This window comes from Stieleria sp., from assembly GCF_041595215.1.
In the GTDB taxonomy this organism is placed as follows: domain Bacteria; phylum Planctomycetota; class Planctomycetia; order Pirellulales; family Pirellulaceae; genus Stieleria; species Stieleria magnilauensis.
The window spans coordinates 1-11,578 of record NZ_JBFHKV010000141.1; the positions used below are offsets into that span (position 1 = coordinate 1).

An 11,578-nucleotide genomic window follows, 5' to 3' on the forward strand; every position below is an offset into this window, starting at 1 on the left:
ACCGACAACGATGGAAACTACTCCATCGACGGCATGCCGATCGATCGCCCCTTGCGCATCAGTACCTATTCCCACAAGACTTCGGGTGGGGCTTCGTGGGAGACCCACACGGTGTCGATCGGTACGGCGGAAATCGCGGAAGTCGATTTTTCTGTCGATGGTGATCACGCGGCACCGCCCGAAACGGACTCGCCCGGTATTCGCGCGCTCTCGTCCGACGATCCGGATCCCGGCCGAGGGGCGATACGTGGCCGCGTGTTGCTGCCCGGCGGAGAACCGGCGACGGAGTTTGAACTGTCGTTCCAGTGGCCGCGTGATTGGCAGCCGGGTGAAGAGATTATCAGCGGTGGTCCAGTTGGAAACGCGTGCTTGTTCACTCCGGCCGATGGCCGTTTTGAATTCACGGGGCTGAAAAAAGGCGGGACGTACCGACTCGTCGCCGCCGCGCCTGGATACCAAGACGCCGTCGTGTCGCGAGTACACGCGGTGGCGCTCGCGGACCTGGAATCAGCCGCCTTGATCAATTTGCAACTGAAGCCGGCGAGCGATGCAGTCATCACGGTAATCGATCAGGCGGCGCAACCCATTCCAGGAGCGGATGTCTGGTTGGTGCCCGAGGACCCGAAGCGTCCGCTCGATGCGCACCCGATTGTCCGTCGGCGTCTGCACGGAAAATCGGATGCGGACGGGAACGTTCAATTCTCGGCGATCCCATTTGCCGACGGAGTCTTGATTGTTGAAAAGGAAGGCAAGGGAACGGAGCAACTCGCATGGAACGGAACGAACACGACCGTCACCCTGTCGAGTCCGGCCGACCTGAAGGTCCAGCTCTCACGCCCAGGCAGTCGCGCCGAACCTGTGAATGTCTTCCTGCAACGCATCGGAAGCAACCGTCTGAGCGCCCAGACGGCGAAAGCCGGTGAGAGGGAGGTGGTGTTTGAAAACATCACCTCGGCCGAGTACAAGGTTTCAATCGAGTCGAACGATTACCTGCTAAGCGACGGCACCTGGGAACAGGAGATCGGCAGGGTGGAACCCGGCAGCATGAAAGTGGTCACGTTGAAGTTGAAACCGCGTGAAAAATAGGTCTTGGCAGGAGGAACTGTGATGCGGGGAGGTGGCAAAACGATGGTGGCAGGAGGGTGGGAGGAGAGATGGCAGAATGATACGGGGCAGAATGATGAAGAGCAGGATACGTGGCGTATCCTGCTCAGGCTTGATCGCTGAGCATCATTCTGCCAACGATCATTCTGCCAACGATCGTCTTGTCAGCGGGCGACGTGGAGATAGCGACCGCCAGGGCTATTGGGCTTGGCGGTTGATCGGTTCGTCGACGACGATGGATTTGGGGAAGTCCGCCGCCTCGTTGCCGCCGCGATCGTCCCAGCGTTTGTTTTGGCTGTTGCCTTTGGGCTGGTTCATCGGGATGTCCATTCCGCCGGCATCTCCGAGCATGGCGTACAGCTTGTTTTCCATTTCTTTGGCCACCGACTTGTAGTCAGGATCATTGATCAGGTTTTTGGTTTCACCCGGGTCGGTCGTCAGGTCATACAGTTCGTCGACGTCCCAAAGGCCGTAATAGGTGATGTACTTGAAGCGATCGCCCCGCAGTGCGAATTGCGTCGGTGACTGCGGAAAGTTTTTCTCCCAGTAATAGACGTACAAGAAGTAGTCGCGCCACGGGGAATCGGGTTTGTTGGGAATGTCCAGGAAACTTTCGCCATCCATGTACGAGGGCGTCTGCAGGCCGGCGGCGTGAAGGATGGTGGGTCCGACATCGATGTTCCCGATCACGTTTTCGATGACTTTGCCGCCTTCAAACAGATTCGGGCATTGCATCATCATCGGGACGCGGATCGACGCTTCGTAAGAAACGCGTTTGTCGATCAAGCCGTGTTCGCCCCACATGAACCCGTTGTCACCCATGTAGATGACCAGGGTGTCGTCGTGCACGCCCATGTCTTTGAGTTGTTGCATCACGCGGCCGACACTGTCGTCGACGGCCAAGATCGATTCGCAATAACGGCGATACAGGTAATCCAAGCCTTTATCGCTGTGGTAAGAGAAATCGATTCCGTGCCAGCTGTTGCGTTGGTCGCGGACCCAGCGCGGGGCATCGTTTTCTGCCTTGATGTTTTCACCGCGGGGCAGGAAGCTGAGGTCGGCGTCGGCGTAGCGCCCTTGGTGTCGCTTGGCGGGCGTGAAGTTGGCGTGGACGGCCTTGTGCGACAGATACAAAAAGAACGGTTCGTCACCATCGCGTTGCTTCAACCAATCGACGGCATAGTCGGTCAGTTCGTCGGTGATGTAGCCTTTTTGTTTGACGCGTTTGCCATTCACGTTGAGCGTGTACTTCGGGCCGGGCGGAAGATAATTGCCTTGGCCGCGAAAGCTGATCCAATGGTCGAAGCCGGGCCGCGGATCATCATGGTCGCCGCCCATGTGCCATTTTCCGATGAACGCCGTTTCATAGCCCGCACGTTGCAGATACTGCGGAAAGAACAGCGTCCCGTCCGGGACCAGGCGATTGTTGTCGATCACACGGTGCTTGTGGGTGTACAGCCCCGTCAAGATGGAGGCTCGACTCGGCGAACACAAGCTGGTCGTGACGAAGGCGTTCTTCAGGTGCGCACCGTTGGCGGCCATCGCGTCCAGGTGCGGGGTTTCCAGAAACGGATGCCCGGCAAATCCCATCGCGTCAAAGCGATGATCGTCGGTCAAAATAAAGACGACGTTGCGCGGTTTGACACCTTCGCGTTGGGGCGTCGCGGGAAGTTCCGCTGACCGTGCTTCAGGGTGCAACAAAAACAGAAACGCCAGCGCGGTGGAAAACGCCGGCGTGAGAAGACGCGTCTGGATGAACATCTTGGGGGCGGGCTCCGAATTCGGCGGGATTAGACCATCGAGAGCCCCGTAGTCTAAACCGAAAGTGGCGTCAGCTTCTAGCTTGCGTTTCGGAGATTCTGGCAGGTGGCTGCTGGGGCAGCCGGGAAGGCAAGCTGGAAGGTTAGGCCGCTGGCTGCTGGGGCAGCCGGGTAGGCAAGCTGGAAGGTTAGGCCGCTGGCTGCTGAAGCAGCCAGAGTTCGCAAGCTGGAAGCGTACGCCACTTTTGGCTAGCGGGTTGGTCGGGTGGCGATGCGTTGGCCTTTGGGACGCAGCACGTAGACCTTCGGATCGTCGACCACAAACGTCGTGCTCCAACGCTGTCCGTCGTCGGCGCTGCAAACGTTGTAGAAAAACGTTCGGAAGCGTTCGGCGCGATAACCGTATGGGAACTGGCTGGTGATGTAGTCGTCTTCGGTCAAGTCATCGACTCCGGGCGAAGCATAATAGTGCACCATTCCGTCGGGGGTGACACTCATGCCCAGAGTCCACCAGCCGGTCGTCGTGATTTGGGGGCCGCGGAAATCACCGCCGCGTTGGTTGCCGCGGACACGCAGGTACGCGTAATCGTGGTCCTTGCGGGTGGTGGACTTGCTTTCGAATTCCACGAACATCCCGGGCCAGTAGACTTCGTTGCCCATTTCTTGGGTGGTGCGTTTGAAGATCCCGACGCCGACTTCTTTGTCGACCATCGCGGTGGTTTCCAACGCCAGTCGGAATCCGAAATGCGGTCCGCTGCGATTTTCCCAGCTCTCCACCGGCGGAAGATAGACACGCGTCGTCACGCTGGGGACTTCGGCGATGTCGATTCGTCGTTTCAGCCGGTATTGGACGTTTGCGACGAAGTCGTCTTGGTGCATGGTGCCGCTTGGCCGGCCGGGAATGCCGGTGAACTTGCTTCGCATCAACAACGCTCCGGTGCTGCCGGGGATTCCGCCCGGCGGAGTCGCCACCCGTTTGACTTCGTCGGGATGCCCGCGTTTGATGCCTTCGTACCAGCGACCGTTGGTGCTACGCCCCATCGGGCCGCGTTGATTTTCGTCGATGTCCTCGGTGCTCTTGGGGTTCCGCGGCACATAACCCCAATTGGGGTCTTCGAAGTCGTCCGAGACGCCAACGATTTCACTGCCGGTGCCGGGGACGACAGGCCGCTGGGCGTTGACGTCGGTTCCTGAATTCGCCAGGCCTGCAAACAAGGTGACAGCGAGGCCTCGGCCGCACCATTTCGAAACGGCGGCGAAGGTTTCCTTGAGCGAGTTTGTCATCGCTTTTTCCGTTGGTTTGGATCAAATCATCAGCATGAAACAACGGAGATCGGCTATCGCTGGGCGGGATGCAATGAAATGCACCCGCGCATGCGGTTGGACGATGGCCTTCCCCCTTGTCAAGATTGATCGGCAACCAATTGGAAGATCTGTAACGGTTTTCCCGATTTCACCGGTGACGCGGGGCGATCCGCGCAAAGCTTGCTCGGCGTTCTGTGGTGGGCTAGGCTGGCGGAATTCAATTCAAAACCTGGATCGAGACCTCGATGCGTTTGACATTCATCCTCCTTTTGGCCTGCGGTTTCAGTTCCCTCGCAAAGGCCAAAACGATCTCGGAGGCGGAGCTGGAGTTTTTTGAGGCGAAGATTCGGCCGGTGTTGGTCGAGCATTGTTATCCGTGCCACAACTCCGTCGACTCGTCCGAGGGGGGATTGGTAATGGATCACCGTGACGCGGTGCTGCGTGGCGGTGACGAAGGCGCGGTCGTCGTCGCAGGCGATCCAGGCGCAAGTCGTCTGATCAAGGTCCTGCGTCACGAAATCGAGGGCCTGGAGATGCCCGAAGGAGGGCCCAAGCTGGACGAATCCATCGTTCGTGATTTTGAAAAATGGATTCGCATCGGGTTGCCCGATCCCCGCGAAAAACCGCCGACCGACGAGGAGCTTCAAGCGTCCCGGTCGTGGGCCGAAAAGTTGGAGCGGCGAAAGCAGTGGTGGAGCTTCCGACCCATCGTTTCCAATGATCCGCCCGCGGACGAAAACGATTCGCCCCATCCGATCGACCGCTTTATCAACCGTGAACTGGAAAGTAGCGGGTTGCAGGCGTCTCCTGCCGCCGATGGTGCGACCCTGGTTCGCCGCTTGTATGTGACGTTGACTGGCCTGCCGCCGTCAGCCGATCAGGCAACGAGCTGGACGCGACGGATCGACGATGCGCCGGATCGTCAGGCGGCCGTCGAAGAACTGATCGACCAGCTGTTGGAGAGTGATCAATTTGGTCCGCGGTGGGCGCGACATTGGATGGATTGGATTCGTTACGCCGAGTCCCACGGCAGCGAAGGCGATCCGCGGATTCAAAACGCCTGGCACTATCGCGACTATCTGATTCGCGCGCTCAACGCAGATGTTCCCTATGACCAGCTGCTGCGGGAACACGTCGCCGGCGACCTGTTGCCTGAACCGAGAATCAATCCGCAGCTAGGGATCAACGAGTCGATCGTCGGGACGGCACATTGGCGGATGGTGTTTCATGGATTCGCGCCCACCGACGCCTTGGATGAAAAGGTTCGATTCATCGACGATCAAATCAATGTCTTTAGCAAAGCTTTCTTGGGTCTGACGGTTTCTTGCGCCCGTTGTCACGATCACAAGTTTGATGCGATCAGCCAGGCCGATTACTACGCGTTGTTCGGTGTCTTGGCCTCGTGCAGACCAGGACGGCAGGTGATCGATCTACCGTCCAAACAAGAACTTCACCGCGAGACGCTGGCGGAATTGAAAACGCAGATCCGCGAATCGGTCGCGTCACAGTGGCTGGTCGAATCCAACGTCGCCACGGAGCGATTGTTGAATTCAGATTCGAAACCCGGCAAGTCGGTCGGCTTGGTCAACGTCTTGCAGGGGCTGCGCCAAAAGGTCTCCGATGGAACACCTTTTCAAACGGCCTGGACCGAGACGGTGGAGTCTCAATTGAATCATCAAAAGATGTATGACGAGTTCTTTACAAACTCGGCAAGCACGCACTGGGATCTGGGAGACGATGATGCACGCTCCCGTTGGTATTCGTCTGGCGTGGGACTGGAGGGAGAAACAGCTGCGGGGCAGTTTTCGATGGACGTCGATGGCGAGGCGGTTTTGTCCGGCATCTACCCGGCAGGCGTCTACACGCACGGGCTTTCGTCGAAGCATCCCGGGCGGCTGACGTCACCCGATTTTAATTTGAAAGACGGCCAGGCGATCTGTGCCGAGGTGATCGGCGCAGGCGACGCCAGTATCCGTTACGTGGTACAGGACTATCCGCGCAGCGGGACCGTGTACCCGGTCACTCGACTCAACGGCGATTGGAAACTGGAGCGGTTCGATCTGTCGTACTGGAGTGGCGACGCGGTTCATCTGGAGTTGGCAACCGCGATGGACGCGCCCTTGTTGACGTCCGACAAGCCGCGGTCGTGGTTTGGCGTGCGGCGAGTCGTCGTGACGGACAATGATCGCGAAGTTTCCAAGCCGGTATCGGAAGCGTTCTTGGCGTTGATCGAGTCTGATCAGGCCGCGGGTGCCGCCGATGCAAGCGAGCACGTTGTGCCAGCCGATTGGTCGCAACTGGAGTCGTTGTTGCTCGCGTCGATTCGACGTGCCGTGGTGGCATGGAAATCGGGCTCGATGACGGACGCACAAGCGATTTTGCTGGACGATTGCATGCGGACCGGTGCGTTGCCCAATGCGTTGGATCGGCTTCCCGAGTTGAAAGCGCTGGTGGACCGATACCGAAAACTCGAAAATGAGATCCCCGTTCCGACACGTGTGCCCGGTTTAGAGGAATCTGAGGGAGTCGACCAGCCGCTGATGGTCCGCGGGAATCACAAGCAACTGGCGGAACCGGTGCCGAGACGATTTCTCGAAGTGATCGATGACCGCGCGTATCAATCGCCGATCAGCGGACGTGCGGAGTTGGCCGAGGATTTGTTGCGGGACGACAATCCGCTGACTCGGCGTGTGATCGTCAATCGCATTTGGCACCATCTGTTCGGCAAAGGGATTGTCTCCACGCCGGACAATTTTGGACGTCTAGGGAATCCGCCCTCGCATCCCGAGTTGCTCGATTGGCTGGCGATTCGGTTCGCCAAGGACGGATGGTCGATCAAGAAATTGATTCGGCTCGTCGTGACTTCGGAAACCTGGCAACGCTCATCGTTGCCACAGCCGGGCGTCGAGAAAGCGGACCCGGAGAATGTGCTGCTGGCTCGAGCGAACGTGCGGCGGTTGGAGGCCGAAGCGATTCGTGATGCATTGTTAAGTGTCTCGGGGCGATTGGACGACCGACAGTTTGGCCCGCCCGTCGGGGCCGCTGCGCCGCGCCGGAGCATTTATGTTCGGGTGATCCGCAATGATTTGGACCCCTTCCTACGCACCTTTGATTTTCCCGAACCGTTCAGCAGCGTCGGCCGGCGGGACGTGACCAATGTTCCCGCTCAGTCGCTGGCGATGATGAATGATTCCCAGATCGCCGGCGTCGCCAATGATTGGGCAAGCCGAGCCCTGGCGGAGGCAGCGTCCGATGGCGACCGCAACGGTATCGTTCACATGTTCCTTGATGCGTTCGGTCGGCAGCCGTCGGATCAGGAAATCGCCCAATCGGAAACGTTCTTGGACGAGATGCGTTTGGTCGTTGCCGAGCGGACACGACAGAGAGCCGAGTTGCAACTGCAGATCAACCAAGTCGAATCGGCGATCGACGCGCGGTGGCAGATGGCCCGCGAGCGGTTGGACGACCAAGCCGAAACCGGCGGCCAGCAGTCAACGGTCGAAGTGCCTTCGCCGATCGGCCGTTGGGACTTCACGACGGGGCTGAACGATCAAGTCGGTAGTGCGAACGTGACGCTGAAGAATGGTGCGCGGCAAACCGAACAGGGGTTGATCGTGACCGGTGGCGGCTATGCCCTGACCGATCCGATCGACGTCCCGCTGTCACAGAAGACGTTGGAGGTTTGGGTGAAGCTGAATGATCTGAACCAGCGCGGCGGCGGGGCGATGACACTGCAATCCAAAAATGGCGTGTTGTTTGACGCGATCGTGTTCGCCGAGCGAGATCGCCGGCAGTGGCTCGCCGGCAGCAACAGCTTCCAGCGCACCGAACCGTTTGGCGGCCCCGAAGAGTCGTCGGCCGATCGCCAGCCGGTCCAGTTTGCGATCAGCTATGATGCGGACGGCCAGATCGTTGGGTATCGCAACGGTCAGCCTTATGGGAAATCGTATCGCAGTCGTGGGCCACTGGCGTTTGCCCCGGGCGAGTCCATCGTCGGGTTCGGGATCCGGCATCTGCCCGCGGGCGGAAATCGCTTGCTATCCGGCACGATTCTGCAGGCGAGGCTTTATGACCGTGCGTTGACGGCGGAACAGATCGCGGCATCGGCGTCAAATTCGGCATCCTTCGTTTCCGAAGCAGTCCTGCTGAAACAACTGACCGAAGCCGAACGAAATGCGATGCAACGGGATCGTGCTTCGCTGGAAGAATTAAACCGTCAATGGAAGTCGATTCCCGCATCCAAGCTCAGCGAGACGGGGCAGGCCTGGTCCGAGTTGGCTCGCGCGTTACTGTCGTTCCAGGAGTTTCTTTATGTTCGCTGATCATCGACCACACCCGCCGCTGCCAATGCGTCGCTCACGCAGGCTGTTTTTGGAACGCTGTTCGACCGGATTCGGTGCCGCGGCGCTGACCGCGATGATGCAGCGCAACGGATGGGGAAACACGGGCGGGGCGGCGCCGGAAGCGGTCTTGCCCGATGACGCCGCGCTGCGAACGTTTCATCACCCGCCCAAAGTCAAACATGTGATTTTTTGTTACATGTCCGGCGGCGTTTCGCACGTCGATTCGTTTGATCCGAAACCTAAACTGGAAGCGTTGCACGGACAGCCGATGCCGGTTCAGGTGGAACGGACTCAGTTCAATCGTAACGGCAACGTGATGGCCAGCCCGTTCACGTTCAAACCGTCCGGCGAGTCGGGGTTGCCGATCAGCGACATGTTTCCCGAAATTGCGTCGGTGGCGGATGAGTTAGCCGTGGTTCGTTCGATGACGACACCGGTCAACGAGCACGCGCAGGGTAACTTTGTGATGCATTCGGGGTTTCCCTTCATGGGGCATCCCAGCGCGGGGGCGTGGTGCTCGTACGGACTGGGCAGCGAGAACGAGAACCTGCCCGGTTTTGTCGTCTTGCAGAGCAGCAATGCGGTCGTGCCGCACGGCGGGTTGAGTCTGTTCAGCAGCGGGTTTCTACCGGCACAACATCAGGGATCGGTCTTGAAAGCGGACCAGGCCGAAGCGATCCGCAATGTGCGTCCGCGAGGCTTGCGTGATGATCAACGGCGGCGCATGGAATTTGCGAAATCGTTCGACCAACAGTTTTTGAACCAAGCCGGGGGCGACCCACAAGTTGAAGCGGCGATTGAGAACTATGAAACCGCGTTTCGGATGCAGACGTCCGTGCCGGAGCTGTGTGATATCTCTGACGAAAGCGAGTCGACGCGACGCCAATACGGGTTGGATTCCGGCGATCAAGAAAAAGCGGCGTATGCGCGTCAGTGTTTGCTGGCTCGACGGTTGGTCGAGCGCGGTGTCCGGTTCATCGAACTGAGTTGTTTGACGAAAGGGATCGGTGCCGGTGGAGCGGCCAACCCATGGGATCAACACGGTGATCTGGAGAAAGGACACCGGGCGATGGGATTTCAAGTCGACCAGCCGATCGCTGCGTTGATCAAAGACCTGCGGGCCCGAGGGTTGCTCGATGAGACGTTGATCGTGTGGGCGGGGGAATTCGGCCGGACGCCGTTTTCGCAAGGCAGCAACGGGCGGGACCACAATCCACAAGGGTTCAGCGTTTGGCTGGCCGGCGGCGGGATCAAGGGCGGCACGTGGTACGGCGCAACCGATGAATTGGGCTACCACGCGATCGAGAACAGGTGCACGGTCTATGACCTCTGGGCCACGGTGCTGCACCTGCTAGGCGTCGATCATGAGAAACTGACCTTCCGTTACAGCGGACGCGACATGCGGCTAACCGATGTCCATGGCAACGTCTTGACGGGAATTCTCAGCTAAGTTGCGGAAGCACTAATTGCCGAACGTGCTTTGGATCAGCACCAGCATCTCGCCTTGGTTGTCGGTCGGGTCGACGTCGAACATCCGTAGGAACAATCGTCCGGAAGCATCGGCGACAAAGTCGCCACCGTGTTTGACCACAAACGGCTTGGCGGTTTCCAGTTCGCTGGGCGACGATGCGATCACGCCGATCAGCGTCCCCAGTTTGATTCGGGAGTCGCGTGGTCTCATCTTTTCAGGGATCTCAATTCCCTCCGGTCCGGTTTCGAACACCACTCTCCAGGTGCCTTTGACTTCGACGTGAACCGGCATGCCCTTGATCAGCTGCGCCCCAGAATCTTGCCAGCCTCCGGTTGCCTCGACTTTGATCACCTTGCGATCCTTCATCGATTGCATCTGCAGCATCCGCTTCACACCCGCGTCGGCTTCGGGGTATTTGGGCACCAGACGCGCCATCGCCTCGAAGACTTCGCGAGCCTTGTCGTATTGTTTTTTACGTTCGTATTCCCCGGCCAGTTTTTCCGCTTTGACGATGAACTCTTTGTGCAGCGAAAGCAATTCAGGGTCGCTGGGGAGATCCGGCTGATTCTTCGCGGCATCCTTCACCGCCTGGTCCATCCGCCGCTGCATCTGCTGTTGCTGCTGCTGGAATCGTTTCAGATTCGCATTTTGGGCGAGAGCGGTCTGCCGGCAGTCAATGGCCAGGCAAGCGGCGAGGACGACGAGGAGCAACGGGAGTCGATTCATGGTGTGAATGAGATTGTGTGACGGCGTCTTGCTGGGTCGGTACACGTTGATTCTAGAACGGGCAAAAAGGGGATTTGTCATTCGAAAACGGGGGAACTCCGCAAAAATCGTGACAGAGGTGCCCAGCATTCTTGGCAGGAAGCGTTGGTCAAAAAATGTCGGGGGTGGCGGGAAGGCCTGCAGGGTGACAGCATTTTTTGACCAACAAATGTTTTGACCTTCTCTCTTTTCCCCGGCGACACGGTGCAGGTGACGGCTGATGGAATGGTCGGACGCAGGCAGATGTTGAGTGGAAAGTACAGTATCGTCGAGAAACGGCGAAACTTGGCGGAAAAATGCGACCTTTGTGCGGAGCTGGACGCTCTCGGGACCGGCGGTGCGGGGTGTTGCAGAGCCGGTGGTGCGCTTATAACGTTCGCGTTTCTGGTCTCCCTTCACCGTCTCTCCAGCGAAAAACCCCTCCGATGCCACGCGTTCAACCGTTTCGTGCCGTTCGCCCCACCGCGGAAAAAGCCGCCCAGGTCGCCAGCGTTCCTTACGATGTCGTCAATCGTGACGAAGCGGCAGCGTTGGCCGATGGAAACCCGGACTCGTTCTTGCATGTGGTTCGCCCGGATATTGATCTGCCGCCGGAAACCGATCCCTACGCGGATGAAATTTACGCCCAGGCCGCCGAGAACCTGCAGCGTTTGATCCGCGACGGGGTCCTCAAACAAGATGCCGAGCCGAGCGTTTTTCTGTATCGCCAGATCATGAACGGCAAGAGCCAAGTCGGTGTCGTGTGCTGCTGTCACGTGGAGGATTACGAGAACAACTTGATCCTGAAGCACGAATTCACGCGACCGGCCAAAGAAGACGACCGGACCCGT

The 11,578-nt window shown here is 58.8% G+C and carries 8 protein-coding genes; 5 read left to right on the forward strand and 3 right to left on the reverse strand.

What is annotated here, in order from left to right; genetic code table 11:
- The coding region (locus ABX749_RS07865; protein WP_372895488.1) for a carboxypeptidase-like regulatory domain-containing protein at positions 1 to 1,086 on the forward strand (1,086 nt) is incomplete at its 5' end.
- A gap of 216 nt (positions 1,087 to 1,302) precedes the next feature.
- On the opposite strand, the gene ABX749_RS07870 is transcribed toward ABX749_RS07865, so the two are convergent.
- Both ABX749_RS07870 and ABX749_RS07875 read right to left on the reverse strand, forming a co-directional pair.
- Positions 1,303 to 2,865, reverse strand: a complete 1,563-nt coding sequence (locus ABX749_RS07870) for a sulfatase (RefSeq protein WP_372895489.1) — start codon at positions 2,863 to 2,865, stop codon at positions 1,303 to 1,305.
- Between the two features lie 248 nt (positions 2,866 to 3,113).
- On the reverse strand, positions 3,114 to 4,148 hold the full coding sequence (locus tag ABX749_RS07875; protein ID WP_372895490.1) for a hypothetical protein: 1,035 nt from the start codon (positions 4,146 to 4,148) through the stop codon (positions 3,114 to 3,116).
- Here ABX749_RS07875 and ABX749_RS07880 point away from each other — a divergent pair.
- The 3 genes from ABX749_RS07880 to ABX749_RS07890 are packed head-to-tail and all read left to right on the forward strand — an operon-like array spanning position 4,132 to position 9,962.
- Positions 4,132 to 4,506: a hypothetical protein gene (locus ABX749_RS07880; RefSeq protein WP_372895495.1), complete on the forward strand. Its 375-nt coding sequence runs from the start codon at positions 4,132 to 4,134 to the stop codon at positions 4,504 to 4,506. The genes ABX749_RS07875 and ABX749_RS07880 overlap by 17 nt on opposite strands.
- Complete coding sequence (locus ABX749_RS07885; RefSeq protein WP_372895491.1) at positions 4,415 to 8,491, forward strand: DUF1553 domain-containing protein; 4,077 nt, start codon at positions 4,415 to 4,417, stop codon at positions 8,489 to 8,491. Before ABX749_RS07880 ends, ABX749_RS07885 begins: the two co-directional genes overlap by 92 nt.
- 49 nt (positions 8,492 to 8,540) lie before the next feature.
- Positions 8,541 to 9,962 (forward strand): DUF1501 domain-containing protein, encoded by a 1,422-nt coding sequence (locus ABX749_RS07890; protein ID WP_372895492.1) that lies wholly within the window; start codon positions 8,541 to 8,543, stop codon positions 9,960 to 9,962.
- A 12-nt stretch (positions 9,963 to 9,974) separates the two neighbouring features.
- On the opposite strand, the gene ABX749_RS07895 is transcribed toward ABX749_RS07890, so the two are convergent.
- Positions 9,975 to 10,709, reverse strand: coding sequence for a hypothetical protein (locus tag ABX749_RS07895; protein ID WP_372895493.1), 735 nt, complete (start codon positions 10,707 to 10,709; stop codon positions 9,975 to 9,977).
- A gap of 464 nt (positions 10,710 to 11,173) precedes the next feature.
- Between ABX749_RS07895 and ABX749_RS07900 the strand changes: the two genes are divergently transcribed.
- A partial coding sequence (locus ABX749_RS07900) for a DUF1015 family protein (protein WP_372895494.1) occupies positions 11,174 to 11,578 on the forward strand: 405 nt, incomplete at its 3' end.

What these genes read in the sequence shown, in the direction of transcription:
- ABX749_RS07870 (WP_372895489.1), bottom strand. Translation starts at nt 2,865, where the DNA reads ATGTTCATCCAGACGCGTCTTCTCACGCCGGCGTTTTCCACCGCGCTG.
- ABX749_RS07875 (WP_372895490.1), bottom strand. Translation starts at nt 4,148, where the DNA reads ATGACAAACTCGCTCAAGGAAACCTTCGCCGCCGTTTCGAAATGGTGC.
- ABX749_RS07885 (WP_372895491.1), top strand. Translation starts at nt 4,415, where the DNA reads ATGCGTTTGACATTCATCCTCCTTTTGGCCTGCGGTTTCAGTTCCCTC.
- ABX749_RS07895 (WP_372895493.1), bottom strand. Translation starts at nt 10,709, where the DNA reads ATGAATCGACTCCCGTTGCTCCTCGTCGTCCTCGCCGCTTGCCTGGCC.